Raw genomic sequence first — 17,427 nt, forward strand, 5'->3', positions numbered from 1 at the left:
GTGATGCCTCCTGTTCTTTTATGATTTATTTAATTAGAGCGTTACAGTCTACGATTAGGGCTACTTGGCCGTCGCCGAGGATAGTTGCTCCGCTGATTGCGAAGGTTGAGTTCAGGTATTGTCCTAGACCCTTCAGTACTACTTCTTGTTGTCCGATAAAGGAATCAACCACTAGCGCGGCTATTTTTTCGCCTTTTTTCACTAAAACAAGTGAATATAAATCTGGCCGTTCTACTTGCTCCTTTTGCACTTGGAAGACTTTTTCTAAATATACGACCGGTACGATTTTCCCCCTGAAATCAATGACTTCCTGATTATGTGCCGTTAGGATCTCATCCTTTTTAATGATGGCAGTCTCTATGATAGAAGACAAAGGAATTGCATATTTTTCATTCTCTATCTCCGTTAGTAAAACGGAAATGATGGAGAGCGTTAACGGAAGCTGGATGGAAAATGTTGTGCCTACACCTTCAAGAGAATCAATGGTGATCTTCCCGCCTAATGACTCTATTGTGTTTTTCACAACATCAAGTCCAACACCGCGACCTGAAATATCAGAAATCACTTCTGCGGTGGAAAAACCAGAAGAAAGGATAAGTTGATATACTTCTTGTTCGGTTAACCTTTCCCCTTCCTGTTGAGAAATGACCCCTTTACTGATGGCTTTATTAAGAACCTTTTCTTTCGAGATACCGGCACCATTGTCCATTATTTCAATAAAAACATGATTTCCGCTATGATAAGCTTTGAGCGTTATTTTTCCTTCTTCTGGCTTTCCATTACTGTTTCTAACCTCAGGTGTCTCGATGCCATGGTCAATCGCGTTGCGCAATAAGTGAACAAGGGGATCTCCTATTTCATCCATCACGGTTCTATCAAGCTCAGTTTCCGCGCCGATAATTTCAATGTCCACCTTTTTACCAAGGTCTCTCGCAAGTTGTCTTACCATTCTAGGGAAACGGTTAAAGACTGTTTCTATTGGAACCATACGCATGTTTAAGATAATATTTTGTAAATCATTAGAGATCCGGGACATTCTCTCCACTGTTTCAATTAATTCAGGTTCGTTCAGATCTTTAGAGATTTGTTCTAATCTCCCTCTGTCTATTACAAGTTCCTCAAACAAATTCATTAATCCGTCTAATCGGTCAATACTGACACGGATTGTTTTATTGGATCCTGGTGTTGCCTTGACTGAAGTGGGCTTGTCTTCCTTTTTTTCCAATACAGCTGATGTTGGGGCAACTTCTGCTTGTGCTGTTATCACTTCTTCCACTGCAACTTCTACGGAGCTTTCTGAGTCGAACGCGGCAAGAAGTTGCGTATCTAGCTTATTAACCGTTACCTTTTCAAGCTCAGATACCTTCATTATTTTTTCTTTAATAGTACTTACTTCTTCTTTTGTTACCATTGTGATTTGGAAGCTATCTTCAAATTTCTCTTCCTCTAGAAGGTCGACGGAAGGGTAGGATTTGATTACTTCTCCCATCCCCTCTACCACTTCAAATACCATAAACACCCTTGCGGCTTTTAATAAACAATCTGGTCTAAGAGATATCGTTACTTCATATGGGGTGTATCCCTGTTCCTCGGATTGTTGCAAGATGGTAACTTCATAAGAATCATAAGTATGTTCTGAAGCTGATTGATCAGCAGACGTAGTTGGCAAGGAGAATTCTTCCCCCTTCTCAATTTTTATAAGAAGGGACACCACTTCACTGACATCTTTTTTCCCGTTTCCGCCTTCTGAAATAGAAAGCACCATCTCCTCTAAGTATTCAACGGAACGAAATACGATGTCTAACAGGTTGGTGGTAACGTTCAATTTTTCATTACGGATAAGATCAAGTACGTTTTCCATTTGATGAGTCAAGCTGGCCAGATCATCATACCCCATTGTGGCAGACATACCTTTAAGAGTATGGGCAGATCTGAATATCTCGTTAACAATCTCTATGTTTGCAGGGTGTTTCTCCAACTCTAATAGCTGATTATTGATAGTTTGCAAATGTTCTTTGCTCTCTTCTAGAAAAATATCTAAATATTGGTTTAAGTCCATTCCTTGCACCCCTATGACAAAATATATTGGTTAATTCTCTTTGACATATCTTTCAAATGATGTACTTCATCTACCATACCTGATTGTATTGCGGCCCTTGGCATACCAAATACGATGCAAGATTCTTCTGACTCTGCAAGAGCCAATGTTTCTGTAGCCGCTCTTTCCTTTATCTGCTTTAATCCGTCTGTCCCATCATTCCCCATTCCTGTAAGTAACACGGTAATTTTTTGGTAGTTTTCCAGAATGCTAATAGATTGGAATAACATGTCTACAGAAGGACGATGACCTCTTTTAGGCGGAGCATCATGAAGGTGAATATATAGGCTTCCGGCACGCTTTATCACTTCCATATGAAAATCTCCAGGTGCGATATAGGCGGTTCCCGTTTCTACTTTTTGATTATGTACGGCTTCAAGTACTGTGATATTGCACAAGGTGTTAAGTCTATCAGCAAGTGACTTGGTAAAATGTCTTGGCATGTGCTGCACAATAAAAAGCGGTGCAGGAAAAGATTTTGGAAGCGTGGAAAGGAGTGTTTGCAACGCCCGAGGTCCACCAGTAGATGTCCCGATACAGACCAATGCATCCTCATCCTTACGGCGTTTTCCTAATAGGTCTATTTTACTATAAAAATTATGGGAGGAAAGTATTTCCTTCTCTTTTTTAATAGATTGCTTGAAAAGTGACAGGTTTGATTTAGACGCCAACAGTATTTTGTTGATGAGTTCTTCTTTCACTTTATGTATATCCAGCGAAATGGCACCAGATGGTTTAGCAACAAAATCAACTGCGCCTTGTTCCATTGCAATGATTGTATTTAAGGAACCCTCTGATGTTGTACTTGATAGCATAATTGTAGGAACCGGGTGTTCCCTCATAATGACCTCCAGTGCCTGCAAGCCATTCATTTGGGGCATCTCTACATCCAGGGTGACAACATCTGGAGAATACTCTTTTATTTTCTCAATAGCTTCTTTTCCGTTTTTAGCGGTAGCTATTACCTCTATCTTGGGATGTTTCTCTAGCAGCTCGGATAATAGCTTTCTCATAAATATGGAGTCATCTGTAATAAGTACTTTCACTTTTTTCATGTTACAGCCCTTCCTCTCCCATAAACCTAACCGAACAGTCGTCGAAGCTTATGTATAAATGTGTTCGTATTCTTGATGGTAGTTGTATCACGTCCATGTATGTAGTTGGCTGCAATGTCACGGACGGCACGACTTGCATGACTGTTGGGAAATCTTATTACAAATGGAGTTTGTTCCATTACAGCTAACGTCACATTTTTATCGTCAGGCAACGACCCCAAATGGGAAAGGTTTCTATTTAAGAATTGTTGAGTGACGGATTGTAGCCTCATAGCGGTATTTATCGCATGTTTAAGACTTACTGCACGATTGACAACCAATTGAAAAGGTATATTCTGGTCGTGGTTGTGAATAAATTTCATGGCAGAGTAGGCATCCGTCATAGCGGTAGGTTCACATGTTGAAATCAGTATTATCTCATTACATGCCAAGATTAACTGTAAACTTTCACTTGTAATTCCTGCCCCCATATCAAAAATAATGTAATCATATTGAAAGGACAACCGTTGCAGTTGAGAGAGAAAGTGGTTTCGTTTTTGTTCATCAAAATGGAAAATATCCTTTAAGCCTGAACCACCGGCAATATAAGATAATCCTTCTGGACCTTTCTGAACAATTTCTTCTAGAGAAAGGTTACGTTCAAAAAGGTGCAGAATGCTATATCTTTGAGTTACTCCCAGCAGTATGTCTATGTTAGCCATCCCTATGTCCATATCAAAAAGTAATACCTTATAGCCTTTTTTTTGAAGAGTTAAGGAAAAGTTTAAAGAGAAGTTCGACTTGCCGACACCACCTTTTCCGCTCATCACTGCAATGGCCCTGGCTTCATTTTTTTTCGTAATTTCTTCTTCAGGCTGTCTCTTTGATTCTTTTACTTGTTCCCTTAACGCTCTTGCCTGATCATTCATTCTTGAATTTCCTCCATGATGGAGCGGACCATCAGTTCTTTTGTGAACGGGATAAGGTCCTCAGGAACATTTTGACCGTCCGTTACAAACGCAGCCCCTTTTTTATACACCCTAGAAATCTCATACATGGAACTTATCGAGGTTGTTTCGTCCTTTTTGGTAAAAATGAATTGGTGGATTCCCACATTCCAAAACTGATCCGTTATTTTTTTCATATCAGACAATTTAGAGGTAAGAGATAATACCAAAAATGTGGTCATTTCTTCTCTAAAATTGAGTACTTCCTTCAATTCTTCTACAAAACGTTCGTTTAGAAAATTTCTTCCTGCTGTATCTATGAAGACGACATCCAAATGGGAAAGCTTGTTTTTGGCAGCTAAAAAATCTTCGGCAGAATAACAGACTTCTATAGGTGCTTCTAATATGCTAGCGTAAGTTTTCAATTGTTCAATTGCTGCGATACGGTAAGTATCTGTTGTAATGAAGCCGATGGATTTCCCTTTTTTAAGGGCGGCGTTAGCAGCCAATTTGGCTAATGTCGTTGTTTTTCCTACTCCTGTCGGGCCTACGAGGCAGATGAATTTCTTTTTGTAAGGTTTTGGGTCAAACGATACCTCTTCCAAAGACTGAAGCACATCCGCTTCTATTAGCTCCAACATAGATTTATAAGCCAATGTTTTATTTTCCAACCACTTCTCATACAACCTATCCATTATCTCTTCAACCTTTACCGCGTTGATATCAGTTGTTGAGAGTTTTTCTTCCAAATGGAAGAAGTAATCTGGCAGCAAAGGATCCCGCTGCTTTTCTTTCGTTAGGCTTTTCATCATCTTCTTCATTTCCTGAATACTGTCAAAAAGTTTATCCTGCTCTCCCTTTGATGTTGGAGAAGTGATTGTATCCTTGGAATCTTGCATTCCCGGCACGGGACGCATATTGGCATTCTTAGTTTTCACCATTTGAATAGACGGTTCTTCATCCACTGCAGCTATCACTTCCACTCCTTTTTTGGAAAGGAGCCCGAAAAACCTTGATGTTTTGACTGCTTTTGAATTAAGGATGACTGCATCATCACCCAATTCAAGACGAACCAGTTGCATTGCCTGTTGCATATTCTCAGCTTTATATTTTTTTACTTTCATCCTTCCACATTCACCACCCCGATGCTTTGTACTTCGATGCTTGCTTCCAACTCGTTATAAGATAGAACAGGTACTTGCGGCAAATATCGATCTAACATTTGCTTCACATACATTCTGACAGCCGGCGAGCATAAAAGGATTGGGGATTGTTCATAAACAGAGAACTGTTCCATCTGCTCTCCCACTTTCTGGACAATTTCCATCGATACATTCGGATCAAGTGATAAGAAATTCCCGTGTTCTGTTTGCTGAATGTGATCAGCAATCAGTTTTTCCACCCTGCCTGCCAATGTAACGACCTTAAACGTCTCGTTTCCTACAACATATTGATTGGTAATTTGTTTACTTAATGCTTGCCTTACATACTCAGTTAAAAGGTCAGTGTCTGCTGACATTTTTCCGTAGTCTGCCAACGTTTCAAAAATTATAGGCAGGTTCCTGATTGACACATTTTCTTTCAATAGTTTGGCAAGGACTTTCTGTACATCCCCAATAGAAAGTGGTGATGGAGTTACCTCTTCTACTAAAATCGGAGTGCTTTCCTTCAAATGATCGACTAGTTGTTTTGTTTCTTGCCTTCCAAGCAGCTCATAGGCATGTTGTTTCATTTTTTCTGTAATATGGGTCGATACCACAGAAGGAGGATCGACAACGGTGTAGCCATACATTTCTGCTTCATCCTTCATATCTTCACTTATCCATTTAGCAGGAAGACCAAAGGAGGGTTCTATCGTATCAATCCCTTCAATGCTGTCCTCGTCCATTCCTGGGCTCATTGCAAGGTAGTGATCAAGCAATAGCTCGCCTTTAGCGACTTCATTTCCTTTTATTTTCAAACGGTACTCGTTCGGTTGTAGCTGAATATTGTCCCTTATGCGAACAACAGGTATGACTAACCCCAGCTCAAGAGCTAATTGGCGTCTTATCATGACGATCCTATCCAACAGGTCTCCTCCCTGTTTGGAGTCTGCTAGTGGGATCAGCCCATAGCCGAATTCAAATTCAACTGGGTCGACAGATAAAAGATTGACTACGCTGTCTGGACTCCTCAGTTCATCTGTAACAACTTCCTCTTCCGTTTCCTCTTCCACCACAATATCTTCTTTTTGCTTTTTACTTATCATGTACCCACCAACAATGATAAGAGAAGCAATAGGTGCCGTTAATATAGGCCCAATAGGAGTGGCAATTCCTAGTAGGAGAATGGTGGTACCAGCGACATAAAGCATCTGCGGGTAGGCAAACAATTGTTTCGTAATATCTCCACCAAGATTCCCCTCTGATGCTGCCCTTGTCACCACGATACCTGTAGCAGTTGCTATTAAAAGGGCAGGAATCTGAGAAACAATCCCATCCCCGACTGTAAGAAGAGTAAACTTTTGAGCAGATTCAGCAAAGCTTAATCCCATCTGCGCCATTCCGATTACTATACCGAAGATGACATTGATGAACACGATGATGATCCCTGCAATGGCGTCCCCCTTCACAAACTTACTGGCTCCGTCCATTGCTCCATAGAAGTCCGCTTCTTTAGCAATTTTTTCACGTCTTTCTTTGGCAACTTGTTCGGAAATCATTCCTGCGTTCAGGTCTGCATCTATACTCATCTGCTTACCAGGCATTGCATCCAACGTAAAACGTGCAGCAACTTCGGAGACACGTTCTGCGCCTTTTGTAATAACCACAAACTGAATGACCACCAAAATTATGAAAACAACAAGTCCAACGACGACATTGCCACCTACAACGAATGTTCCAAACGTTTCTACAACAGTACCCGCAGTACCTTCACTCAGAATGGATCTTGTCGTAGAAACGTTTAGACCTAACCTGTACAGTGTTAGTAGTAAAAGTAAGGAAGGAAATATCGAAAATTGCAACGGCTCTTGAATATTCATGGTTGTTAAAAGAACAATCAGAGCAAGGGAGATATTAATAATGATAAAAATACTTAGCATCCATGGATAAAAAGGAATAATTAACATGGCAATAATTAGAATGACACTAAGTAATACGGATAAATCTCTAGCTGACATAGACTTCTATCTCTCCTTTTCTTCCAACCATCATTTCACTTGATTTTGTAATCGGTAAACATACGCCAGAATCTCTGCAACCGCCTGAAAGAATTCTTCCGGAATGGCATCTCCTATTTCAGCCTGTGCATAAAGCGACCTTGCTAGCGGTTTATTTTCTACTGTGGCAATGTTATGTTCTTTTGCTTTCTCTTTAATCTTTTTGGCGACAAAGTCCACTCCTTTAGCAAGAACGATTGGCGCATCTCCTTTAGTTTCATCATATTTCAATGCAATAGCGTAGTGCGTTGGATTTGTAATGATAACGTCTGCCTGAGGAACATCCTGCATCATCCTCTGCATCGCCATTTCCCGTTGTTTTTGCTTGATTTTAGATTTGATAAGCGGATCACCTTCCGCTTTTTTATATTCATCCTTCACATCATGCTTGGACATTCGGATGTTCTTTTCATAATCATATTTTTGATACAAATAATCAAAAATGGATAAAAATAATAATGCTCCTCCAGCAAATAACCCCATTCGTACGGTCAAGCTCCCTAAAAAGGAAAACGCCTCATGTAAGTTCTTTTGGGAAAGTATCAGCACTTCTTCTAAACTCAGCCACAAAATAGAAAAAGTGATGACCCCAACAAATACTATTTTCAACATAGACTTAACAAATTCGACGATAGCGCGTACAGAGTAGATTCGTTTAAATCCTTGAATAGGATCTAGCTTATTTAGTTTCATGTGAATTGCTTCAGTTGAAAATAAAGGACCAACCTGTAGATAATTTGCAATCACAGCCCCAAGGAAAGCAGCAAGCATAATCGGTCCTACGATCCAAACCAATTTCATGATCAATTCCAAAAAAATCATATGAACTTTTTGGACAGTTACTTCCTCAAGCAAATAAACACGGAAGGAATGCTCAAAAAGTTGTAAGACCTCTACCTTCATCCAAGGGCCAATAGCCAACAGACATAGAAAGACTGAAATTAAAACGAAGGAAGTGTTCACGTCGGCACTTTTGGCAACCTGTCCTTTTTTTCTTGTATCCTGCTTCTTTTTCGGTGTAGCTTTCTCGGTCTTTTCACCACTGAAATATTGCAGGTCTAACCTCACCAAGTTAGTCATCTAAAAACCCCCAAGTAATTCCATTAAGCCTCTCATCGTATGAAGCATGAGTTCAAACAGCTTATAAAACAGTGTGAAAAGTATGGTGAGTGAAAATATAATCGTGATAAAACTTACCCCAATCTTTAAAGGAAGACCCACCACGAAAACGTTAAGCTGCGGAACTGTCCTAGCAACGATCCCCAGTGCCACATCCACGAGAAATAGAACGCCGACGATTGGAATGGCAAGTTGAAGCGCAATGACAAACATCGTGTTGATTGTCTTTAAAATAAATTCAAACACTTGTGATTCCCCAAGTGGTATCCATGGTTGCGTGATCGCTATTAATTCATAGCTGTAAAATATCCCGTCCATCATTAAGTGGTGCCCGTTTACAGATAAAAGGAGCAGCAGCGCAAAAATATAGAAGAACTGTCCCATGATTGGACTTTGTGCACCTGTTTGCGGGTCAATAACATTGGCAATCGCAAACCCCATTTGAAAGTCGATAAAACCTCCTGCTATTTGAATGGCAGATAAAACCATATAAGCGACCAGGCCTATAAGCAAACCTACCATCAACTCTTTTATCACTAACAAAATGTATGTCCCATCAATACCGACGATCGGAAGGTCTAAGGAAAAAGACATGACGAGTGCAAAGAAAAATCCAAGACCCACTTTAAAAGTAGAAGGAACGTTCCGATAAGAAAAAAGAGGAAGCGTAACAAAAAATGCTGTCACTCTTGTTAAAACTAATAAAAATGCCGGAAAATAGTTCACCCATTCTAGCATGGGACTAACTCACATACCTGTGAATATTATTGAAAATTTCCAATGCATAGGAAAGCATATTGGACAGCATCCACGGACCAAAAACAACCAATCCCACCAATACCGCTACAATTTTAGGTATAAAAGCTAGCGTCTGCTCTTGGATTTGGGTAGTTGCTTGAAAAATACTTACAATCAAGCCCACAACTAAAGCCAGTATCAGAAGAGGGGCGCTAATTAATAGAATAGTATATACTCCCCGCTCTGCCATAGATATTACAAATTCCGGGCTCATTTCTACACCTCATTCAAAATGTTTGCAATAAAGATTTAACAATTAAATACCAACCATCAACAAGGACGAATAATAAGATTTTGAACGGCAATGAAATCATTACTGGAGGCAACATCATCATCCCCATACTCATCAAAACACTTGCGACAACCATATCGATAACTAGGAAGGGAATAAAAATCATAAAGCCGATTTGAAAGGCGGTTTTCAACTCACTAATGGCAAACGCCGGAACCAGAACGGTAAGAGGTATATCTTCGATGCTTTCTGGTCGTTCCATTCCTGCATAATCGATAAATAATGCCAGGTCCTTTTGTCTTGTATGTTTGCTCATGAACTCCTTCAAAGGGATGCTCGCTTTTTCATATGCCTCATCGAGCGTAATTTCTTCGTTGAAAAGAGGCTGAAGTGCCTGATCATTCACTTGTGAAAAGGTTGGTGCCATAATAAAAAACGTCAAAAATAAAGCAAGGCCTATAAGAACTTGATTTGGCGGCATCGATTGAGTTGCAAGAGATGTTCGGACAAACGATAATACAATGATGATCCTCGTAAAACTCGTCATTAAAATAAGTATCGCCGGTGCTAATGAGAAAACTGTCAGTAATAATAATAGTTGCACGGATGTGGAGACGGTTGACGCTTCATTCCCACTAAATAGTTCCATGAATTCCGTCATTGTCCATGCTCCTTCTTATCATCCATTTCCGTCAACTTCGTTTTCCGATCTTTAGATAATTGCCCTAATTGATCTTGTAAAAGTGATGAAAAACTCGATTTACTTTTAGTTTTCTTCATTCCTTTAACCTTTTCCACCAAACTTGATAGCCTATCCGTATTGATGGCGAGATTCTCTGAGCGATCACGGTAGGACTGAATCAGTTGTTCACGTTCTTGTTCATCTGTAATTTCTTTTAAAAGATTAATGGAATCTCCAACCCCAACAACCAACACACTGTTTCCTACTTTTACAAGTTGAAGAGATTTGTTGTTTCCGAGGTTTGTCCCACCAATATTTTCAACCGAACGACCACTATCTAACCTATTTCTGTTATTGATTAGTTTCAAAGCTCCATAAAGCAGCGCCAGTACAAATAGCAGGGCAAATATCATTTTAATAAAATCAAAAAAGGAAACAGATGGCGGCTTTTGCTCCAAAATATCCTTTTCAACTTCAGAAGGAGTGTTCCGTTCTCCTTCTGTTTGGTCAGTTTTTTGTTTTTCCAGTTGGTTTTTCACACTATTTTCCAGACCATTCGCAAAACCTATCATCGGCAGTGAAAATAGAAAAGCCAAAACTAGTAAACTACGTAATATCTTGTTGGCATACAAAACAGACACCTCTAGGAAAGAGTTTTGTGGATAGCTTCAATCACTCGATCCGCTTGGAAAGGTTTTACGATGAAGTCTTTCGCACCCGCCTGGATTGCATCAATGACCATTGCTTGTTGCCCCATTGCAGAACACATGATGACTTTTGCATTCGGATTGATCGCTTTGATTTCCTTAAGTGCAGTAATTCCATCCATTTCTGGCATGGTGATATCCATTGTAACTAAGTCTGGGTGATGTTCTTTGTATTTTTCCACAGCTTGGACTCCATCAGCCGCTTCACCTACAACATCATAGCCATTTTTCGTCAGGATATCCTTTATCATCATTCTCATAAATGCTGCATCATCAACTATTAAAATTCTTTTACTCATGTTATTTCCTCCTAGGTTCTATCGAAGTTTTCTGATTCTATCTGTTTGACTTACAATATCTGTTACTCTTACTCCAAAACTTTCATCTATCACGACTACTTCACCTTGAGCGATAAGTTTATTATTGACAAGGATGTCCACCGGTTCCCCTGCAAGCTTATCCAGTTCAATAATGGAGCCTGTTGATAATTCAAGGATGTCTTTGACAGAACGCTTCGTTCTTCCTAATTCCACCGTAACCTGAAGAGGTATATCCAATAGCATATTTAAGTTATTAGGTTCAGATTCCTCTACAGTTGTGGTCTCAAAACTCGTGAAAACTGCAGGTTGCACATTAACAGCTTGCTGCGGTCTTGGTGTAGGATTGCTAGGTCTTTCATGCCCACCTGCATATGCATGTTCTCTTTGAGGAGTTTCAGCAACGTAGTGCTCATCCTCTTTATGATAATGATTTGCCGAAGAAGCCGTTTGTGATTGATTACGCTGTTCATAGGAGTTTACGCTCGCTTGATTAGTTAGTGTTTCAGCTTCTTGGTTAACTTGTGGAGATTGAATCTTGTCATCATCACGGTGTAATAGCTCTTCCACTAACTTTTTTGCAAAAGGGTAAGGAAGTATTTGCATAATGGATGAGTCAATTAAGTTGCCGATCTTAATGGAAAATGCCACTTTTATTAATAGTTCATCCTCAGGCATCTCCGCAGTTCCGTCTCCTGCTTTAAAATCAATTAGCATGACAGATGGTGGTGATATGTCAATCTTTTTTGCAAACACTGTCGACATGGAAGTAGCCGCAGACCCCATCATCTGATTCATCGCTTCATGAACGGCACTGAGATGAATTTCATCAAAATCACTTTGAGGGTTTTCACCTGTTCCTCCAAGCATTAGATCTGCGATGATAGCAGCATCCCTTTGTTCCACTACTAGTATATTAGAACCTGAAAAACCTTCTGTATAACTGACTCTTATGGCTACATATGGATCTGGGAATTCACTTTCCAACCTGCTCTTCTCTACCAGAGACACCTTTGGGGTTGTTATTTGGACTTTTTGATTTAATAAAGTAGATAAAGCGGTTGCCGAACTACCAAATGATATATTCCCAATTTCGCCAAGCGCATCCTGTTCCATTGTAGATAGATATTCTTCAATATTAAGATCAACAAAGAGGGGTTCTTCATTGTTGTTATCTGTTCCTCGAAGCAACGCATCTATCTCATCTTGAGATAACATTCCATCACTCATCATCCTCGTATCCCTCCTTGATTTTTTCTAATATTTGTACGGCCATGTTTTTCTTTACCTGGCCGACCTGTGCATAAAAACTAGGTTTATTGTCTACTTTGACAATGATAGGCTCATCTATTTTCTGTTGTAATGGGAGTACATCGCCAATGGTTATGTTCAATAAGTCAGAAAATGATATTTCTGAATTCCCCAATTCAGTCGTTATTGTTAATGATGTTGCCCTGATTGCTTTTTCTAGAGTTGCTATCTCGTGATCTTGCCTCACTTTATTTTTTTCTTCCATCCAATAGTGAGCAGATAATTTCGGGATAACCGGTTCCAAAACGACATGGGGAATACAGATATTGATCATCCCTGTCACTTCACCGATGGTAATATTCATGGATATTACAATGACCGTTTCATTCGGAGAAACTAATTGCAAAAACTGTGGATTCACTTCTAGATCCGAGAGAAACGGATGTATTTCGGCTACTGTATCCCAAGCTTCACCGAAATTCTCAATGGCTCCCTCAAAAAGGGTGGTCATAAGTCTTGTTTCTATTTCTGTCAAGCTGTCCACTTTGTTAACGCCTGTCCCTTTGCCGCCAAGTTGCCTGTCAAGCATTGCATAGGCGATGGTTGGGTTTATTTCAAGGACAACCCTTCCTTCAAGTGGAGCTACTTCAAACACATTCAGAATTGTCATTTTAGGTATCGAACGAATGAACTCTTCATACGGGAGTTGATCAACAGATGCAACACTGATTTGTATGTAGGTTCTAAGTTGTGCAGAAAAATAGGTCGTTAATAATCGAGCAAAGTTTTCATGTATTCTAGTCAAATTTCGGATTTGATCCTTGGAAAAACGAAGTGCCCTTTTAAAGTCATAAACTTTAACCTTTTTCTCCTGATTTTCCTTTTTTAGCTCCTCGGCGTTCATTTCCCCTGTTGATAAGGCTGAAAGAAGCGCATCAATTTCACTTTGTGACATCACTTCTGTCGACATATCCATCACCTCCTAATTTACATCGTTCTCTTGGTGATTAGTTTTGAAGGAGAAAGGAGGTTGTATAGACTTTCACGATTTCTCCGTCCTGCATCACTTCATTTATTTTTAGTTGAATTTCCTGTTCCAATTGAGTCAGACCTTTTCCACCTTCAAAATCGGAAGCAGTCTTGTTGGCAATTTCATGTATCACGATGTTTTGCACCTGGAAATCTCTTTTCAATAGTTCTTCCGTTGCTTTTTTACTATCCGTTTGGACTTTCATCTTCAAACGTACATAGCCACCGCTTTGTAAATTTGTTGTTATTTCATCAAAATCAACAGAGTATTTAATGATTTCATCAATGGTGGGATCTTCTGTTGATTCATCCGCATAAAATTTATCCACTGTAATGAGTGCAACTACTCCAATAAGTGATATACCAAGAAGGATAATAATCATGATATTAAGTAATTTATTGCGAAACATCTTTTTTACCCTCCAAATGTGTTCCATGATGCATGTGAGCATAGAACTCCTTGCAATACAGAATCACTTCTTCCATTCTCTCTTTTACTATCACTTTTTTACCGTTATTTAAAGTAATCATCGTATCTGGTGTTTCTTCAACCTGTTCAATCAACCAAACATTGACCGCAAAAGGACGACCATTGAGTTTAGTTAGCTTTATCATATCTATCGGGCCAAGTCATTCCCACTTAGCCCTTCCCCCTTTATCGCTTCAGGTTGACGAGCTCTTGAAGTATTTCATCTGATGTCGTGATGATTCTTGTGTTCGCTTGGAATCCTCTTTGAGCTGTAATCATCTCCGTGAATTCTTCTGATAAATCTACATTCGACATCTCAAGCGTCCCGGAAATAATAGATGCAGCCCCGTTGTCACCGGGTCTGAACATTTCATCAAGTTGAATTCCGTCTCCGTTTTTATCCATTGTCCCTGAGTTATTTGACTGTTGAAATAGGTTTTCCCCGATTCTTTCTAATCCAGCATCATTTGGGAACTTCGCTAACATTAACTGGCCAGCAACTTTTAAGTCTCCGAATTGATCGATAAAGTTCACTTTTCCATCACCGGAAATACTGAAGCTTCTTGCATTAGGGGGAATTTGAATCAGCCCTGGACTGCCGCTTAATGAATCTGTCCATGTAGGTTGCTGGATCATTTCCGCTTTAGCGATGAAATTCTCGAAAGTCTTGAAAGCCGTGTCAAGGCTGGTCTTTACGGACTGTGCATAGCTGACGAGATTAGATAAGTCATTGATATTGGCTGTTGCTCCAGTTGGAATTGGAATGGTCGGGTTTTGGACAACCGGGTCAATCATTCTGTATGCTATTTCACCAGTTGCACCTATGAAACTATCAATTCCATTGTTCATGTTTTGAGCTGAAGTTATAAATCCTGTTCTTTGGTTTTCATAGATATCTGTATTAAAGTCATTGAACTGGGTTGCTGCATTATCTCTAGCAGTTTGGGCTGCCGTTGCGGCCGCTGCCAGCTGAGGATCATTACCTCCAGATTCCAAATTCGCTTTTTCAGCATCTTCAAATGTCCGTTGTGCCTCCAGGAACTTCATTGCAAGGTCAAGGTATTTGTTCGTATCATTTCTGAAGTCCCTGTATTCATCGAAGAAAATCTCTCCTGAATTCAATGCAGCGTTGGATGCAGCCATGATCTGGTCATTTGGAATTTTCTTCTCCCCTGTTTCCCCAATCATGTACATACCGTTTGCATTCACGATATAGCCATTATTATCAAGGTAGAAGTTACCTGATCTTGTATAATTCATTGCAACTGCATTGTTAATCGCCCCACCTAAGATTTTGTTGTCGCCGTAGGTGGTGGCACTATCCACATTCACTCTTGTCACGTCTGCAATGGAGGCTACTGCGAAGAATCCATCACCTGATAAGGCTAAATCTAATGGTCGTGCAGTGGTTTGAAGGGACCCTTGAGTTTGGATAGTGTCTATTGTACTGATCATGGAACCTAAACCGATTTGCTTCGCATTAACCCCACCTTTACCTGCCGCTGGGCCACTTGCACCTGATAATTGTTGAACCATCATCTCTTGAAAAGTGGCTCTTCCTTTCTTAAATCCGTACGTATTGACATTTGCGATGTTGTTTCCGATCACATCTAATTTAGTTTGAAAATTTCTTAGTGCGCCGATACTTGAATACATGGAACGTAGCATGTTTTTTTCCCCCTTCTTCTCTACCGATATTCTTTATTGTGTAATTTGTTGGATGGCTTCTAGTGGTATCTTTTTATCTGACAAGCGCTCATCAGTGACAGTGAGATGGATTTTTCCATCCTTTGTAAGAACAGAGTTTACCAAGACATTTTCATAGGATTCTTCCCCTAAGCTTATGGAAACCTTTTTTCCTATAAGATGACTTGCTGATAATAGAGAAGCGTTTCCGCCTTGAGAAACTTCTTCAGATTGATTCACCTTAGTGATTTGCTCTACGGTAATTTGACTTCCATCGTCCATAATTAATCTAGCTTTTCCAGCTTGCATAGAGATACTTGTAACCGTACCATTCTTCATTTCGACAAATGGTTCGTTTTCCACCATATATGTGTGCTGCCATGTAAGCTCTGAGCCTAAATACTGTTGCAAGGAGAGTACGTTCATTTTATTCTGGGTGTCTATAAAACCTTCCATGCTCTTGTTCAAGTTCGCCATTTGTTCAAGGGAGGAGAAGTTTGCCATCTGGGCAATAAATTCTCTATCTTCCATCGGATTTAAAGGATCTTGATTTTGTAATTGGGCAATAAGTAGCCGAAGAAAATCATCTTTTCCCATTACATTATTTTGTTTGGTCGATTCTACCGGACGGTTCTGAATGAAAAGATCAGATGAAATGGAATTTGTCATGTTCTCTCACCTTCAGGATTTATTGTTTCTAACTCTTCTAAAAGGACATCTTCAAAAGATTGATTTGAATCGTCTTGTTGTTTGTCCTGCTTAAAAGATTGCTTCTGTTGAGCATTTTCTTCGTTTGTTCCTTTATGCTGTTGAGTTAATTTTTGATCATGATCTAAAAACACGACTTCTATCTTGTCTATACTCGTATTCGTTTGGGCAAGAGTTTGTTTCAAATTGCTCATTCCACTTTCAAGAAGCGCGGCAGCAGACTTGGAATGGACAATTAGCTTTGTGACTAAGCCGTTCTGGGTTTCCTGCAATTTAATATGTAATGTTCCAAGATGCTCCGGGGCCAATCTTATAGTCATGGATTGGTTACCGTTCACTAGTTTTGTCGTTGTTTTAGACAGAATACCTTCTAGCTTTTGCATCAACTGTTCACGTGCAACCTCATTTGTTGTTGTATCTACGACCCATTGAATGGTTGTCTGTTTTGGTTGATGCAACAAGTTCATCGTAATCGGACCGTTTTGTAGAAACGTTTCATTATTAGGCACAAAAGCTGCTCTTGTAGTAGGCGAATCCGATGTGGATGGTTGTAAAACTGGATGAGTTGCCCTAATCACCTGTTCCACCTTCCCCAATTTGGATTCTATCGCCTTTAAAAGATCCTTTACGTTTGACTGTTCTTTAGTAGTTATTTGCAGTTCTGTCTGTTCATCAACTGACATAATATAGCTTTTTATGAACATCATCACTCTTTCTGAAACTTGAGTGAATGGTTGTATCAACTGTTTATCTATTTTTCCTTGAAAATTACCGTCTAGATTGGCGAATAGTGACATCATCGCCATCACATCTTCTAAAAGATGGAAGTATTCTTTTGTATCAGCTGTATCTGACTCCATCTCTCGCCATTCTTGAAGTTCATTTAGCAACACAAGCTGCAATGTCAGAGTTTCATCCATTTCTTTCAACAACTTCTCGATGATGACATTTTCATCGTCAACCATGTCACTATTGGGCTTTGAAAGTGACATCCTGGTGGAAAGAAGACTTTCAGACAAAATAAAACGGAAACTGTCCGATGTATTTTCGGTAAGTTGCTCTGATTTTCTCACTCCGTCGTTGGTCATTTTTTTGCTTGATCCGACAGAAGCAGAACCTTCACCTGTTACAAAAAAGTTCACTTCTTTCAT

General features: G+C 39.7%; 18 protein-coding genes. All 18 read right to left on the reverse strand.

The annotated features are described in order from the left end of the window. Positions 1-25: 25 nt before the first annotated feature. From HC179_RS07515 to HC179_RS07600, 18 genes are read right to left on the reverse strand one after another with little or no spacing between them, the layout of a single operon-like run. Entirely contained in the window at positions 26-2,059 is a 2,034-nt protein-coding gene (locus HC179_RS07515) for a chemotaxis protein CheA (protein WP_168863776.1), read from the reverse strand. An 11-nt stretch (positions 2,060-2,070) separates the two neighbouring features. Next, positions 2,071-3,153 carry a protein-glutamate methylesterase/protein-glutamine glutaminase gene (locus HC179_RS07520; protein ID WP_168863777.1) on the reverse strand — a complete coding sequence of 361 codons (1,083 nt, stop codon included), beginning with the start codon at positions 3,151-3,153 and terminating at the stop codon, positions 2,071-2,073. Positions 3,154-3,179: 26 nt separating this feature from the next. Continuing rightward, the gene (locus HC179_RS07525; protein ID WP_168863778.1) at positions 3,180-4,061 is read right to left on the reverse strand and encodes a MinD/ParA family protein; all 882 of its coding nucleotides are present in this window, start codon (positions 4,059-4,061) and stop codon (positions 3,180-3,182) included. Further along, positions 4,058-5,203: a flagellar biosynthesis GTPase FlhF gene (gene flhF / locus HC179_RS07530; protein ID WP_168863779.1), complete on the reverse strand. Its 1,146-nt coding sequence runs from the start codon at positions 5,201-5,203 to the stop codon at positions 4,058-4,060. The genes HC179_RS07525 and flhF overlap by 4 nt, the downstream gene beginning before the upstream one ends. Then, the gene (gene flhA / locus HC179_RS07535; RefSeq protein WP_168863780.1) at positions 5,200-7,239 is read right to left on the reverse strand and encodes a flagellar biosynthesis protein FlhA; all 2,040 of its coding nucleotides are present in this window, start codon (positions 7,237-7,239) and stop codon (positions 5,200-5,202) included. The genes flhF and flhA overlap by 4 nt, the downstream gene beginning before the upstream one ends. Positions 7,240-7,269: 30 nt before the next feature. Next, positions 7,270-8,358, reverse strand: a complete 1,089-nt coding sequence (flhB, locus tag HC179_RS07540; protein WP_168863781.1) for a flagellar biosynthesis protein FlhB — start codon at positions 8,356-8,358, stop codon at positions 7,270-7,272. Further along, positions 8,359-9,135 carry a flagellar biosynthetic protein FliR gene (fliR, locus tag HC179_RS07545; RefSeq protein WP_168863782.1) on the reverse strand — a complete coding sequence of 259 codons (777 nt, stop codon included), beginning with the start codon at positions 9,133-9,135 and terminating at the stop codon, positions 8,359-8,361. 4 nt (positions 9,136-9,139) lie between these two features. Then, positions 9,140-9,409, reverse strand: a complete 270-nt coding sequence (gene fliQ, locus HC179_RS07550; protein WP_010193366.1) for a flagellar biosynthesis protein FliQ — start codon at positions 9,407-9,409, stop codon at positions 9,140-9,142. Between the two features lie 13 nt (positions 9,410-9,422). After that, positions 9,423-10,088: a flagellar type III secretion system pore protein FliP gene (gene fliP / locus HC179_RS07555; RefSeq protein ID WP_148986495.1), complete on the reverse strand. Its 666-nt coding sequence runs from the start codon at positions 10,086-10,088 to the stop codon at positions 9,423-9,425. Further along, the gene (locus HC179_RS07560; protein ID WP_168863783.1) at positions 10,085-10,741 is read right to left on the reverse strand and encodes a flagellar biosynthetic protein FliO; all 657 of its coding nucleotides are present in this window, start codon (positions 10,739-10,741) and stop codon (positions 10,085-10,087) included. Before HC179_RS07560 ends, fliP begins: the two co-directional genes overlap by 4 nt. Positions 10,742-10,752: 11 nt before the next feature. Next, positions 10,753-11,115, reverse strand: coding sequence for a response regulator (locus HC179_RS07565; protein WP_010193369.1), 363 nt, complete (start codon positions 11,113-11,115; stop codon positions 10,753-10,755). A gap of 18 nt (positions 11,116-11,133) precedes the next feature. Continuing rightward, a complete protein-coding gene (gene fliY / locus HC179_RS07570; RefSeq protein ID WP_168863784.1) occupies positions 11,134-12,366 on the reverse strand; it encodes a flagellar motor switch phosphatase FliY in 1,233 nt (410 codons plus the stop codon). Then, positions 12,356-13,354, reverse strand: a complete 999-nt coding sequence (gene fliM, locus HC179_RS07575) for a flagellar motor switch protein FliM (RefSeq protein ID WP_168863785.1) — start codon at positions 13,352-13,354, stop codon at positions 12,356-12,358. The genes fliY and fliM overlap by 11 nt, the downstream gene beginning before the upstream one ends. 37 nt (positions 13,355-13,391) lie before the next feature. Further along, positions 13,392-13,823 carry a flagellar basal body-associated protein FliL gene (gene fliL, locus HC179_RS07580; RefSeq protein WP_168863786.1) on the reverse strand — a complete coding sequence of 144 codons (432 nt, stop codon included), beginning with the start codon at positions 13,821-13,823 and terminating at the stop codon, positions 13,392-13,394. Then, on the reverse strand, positions 13,810-14,028 hold the full coding sequence (locus HC179_RS07585; protein WP_168863787.1) for a flagellar FlbD family protein: 219 nt from the start codon (positions 14,026-14,028) through the stop codon (positions 13,810-13,812). The genes fliL and HC179_RS07585 overlap by 14 nt, the downstream gene beginning before the upstream one ends. A 40-nt stretch (positions 14,029-14,068) precedes the next feature. Further along, positions 14,069-15,550, reverse strand: a complete 1,482-nt coding sequence (locus HC179_RS07590; protein ID WP_168863788.1) for a flagellar hook-basal body complex protein — start codon at positions 15,548-15,550, stop codon at positions 14,069-14,071. Positions 15,551-15,583: 33 nt separating this feature from the next. Further along, complete coding sequence (gene flgD / locus HC179_RS07595) at positions 15,584-16,237, reverse strand: flagellar hook assembly protein FlgD (RefSeq protein ID WP_168863789.1); 654 nt, start codon at positions 16,235-16,237, stop codon at positions 15,584-15,586. Next, complete coding sequence (locus tag HC179_RS07600) at positions 16,234-17,427, reverse strand: flagellar hook-length control protein FliK (RefSeq protein WP_168863790.1); 1,194 nt, start codon at positions 17,425-17,427, stop codon at positions 16,234-16,236. The genes flgD and HC179_RS07600 overlap by 4 nt, the downstream gene beginning before the upstream one ends.

The organism is Bacillus sp. RO1 (genome assembly GCF_012524115.1).
Lineage (GTDB): Bacteria > Bacillota > Bacilli > Bacillales > Bacillaceae_I > Sutcliffiella_A.

Coding starts and splice junctions, on each gene's coding strand:
- flgD (WP_168863789.1), bottom strand. CDS start 16,237: ATGACAAATTCCATTTCATCTGATCTTTTCATTCAGAACCGTCCGGTA.
- fliL (WP_168863786.1), bottom strand. CDS start 13,823: ATGTTTCGCAATAAATTACTTAATATCATGATTATTATCCTTCTTGGT.
- fliY (WP_168863784.1), bottom strand. CDS start 12,366: ATGATGAGTGATGGAATGTTATCTCAAGATGAGATAGATGCGTTGCTT.
- flhF (WP_168863779.1), bottom strand. CDS start 5,203: ATGAAAGTAAAAAAATATAAAGCTGAGAATATGCAACAGGCAATGCAA.
- flhA (WP_168863780.1), bottom strand. CDS start 7,239: ATGTCAGCTAGAGATTTATCCGTATTACTTAGTGTCATTCTAATTATT.
- HC179_RS07515 (WP_168863776.1), bottom strand. CDS start 2,059: ATGGACTTAAACCAATATTTAGATATTTTTCTAGAAGAGAGCAAAGAA.
- HC179_RS07520 (WP_168863777.1), bottom strand. CDS start 3,153: ATGAAAAAAGTGAAAGTACTTATTACAGATGACTCCATATTTATGAGA.
- flhB (WP_168863781.1), bottom strand. CDS start 8,358: ATGACTAACTTGGTGAGGTTAGACCTGCAATATTTCAGTGGTGAAAAG.
- fliQ (WP_010193366.1), bottom strand. CDS start 9,409: ATGAGCCCGGAATTTGTAATATCTATGGCAGAGCGGGGAGTATATACT.
- HC179_RS07600 (WP_168863790.1), bottom strand. CDS start 17,427: ATGAAAGAAGTGAACTTTTTTGTAACAGGTGAAGGTTCTGCTTCTGTC.
- fliR (WP_168863782.1), bottom strand. CDS start 9,135: ATGCTAGAATGGGTGAACTATTTTCCGGCATTTTTATTAGTTTTAACA.
- HC179_RS07565 (WP_010193369.1), bottom strand. CDS start 11,115: ATGAGTAAAAGAATTTTAATAGTTGATGATGCAGCATTTATGAGAATG.
- fliM (WP_168863785.1), bottom strand. CDS start 13,354: ATGTCGACAGAAGTGATGTCACAAAGTGAAATTGATGCGCTTCTTTCA.
- HC179_RS07525 (WP_168863778.1), bottom strand. CDS start 4,061: ATGAATGATCAGGCAAGAGCGTTAAGGGAACAAGTAAAAGAATCAAAG.
- HC179_RS07590 (WP_168863788.1), bottom strand. CDS start 15,550: ATGCTACGTTCCATGTATTCAAGTATCGGCGCACTAAGAAATTTTCAA.
- HC179_RS07585 (WP_168863787.1), bottom strand. CDS start 14,028: ATGATAAAGCTAACTAAACTCAATGGTCGTCCTTTTGCGGTCAATGTT.
- fliP (WP_148986495.1), bottom strand. CDS start 10,088: ATGACGGAATTCATGGAACTATTTAGTGGGAATGAAGCGTCAACCGTC.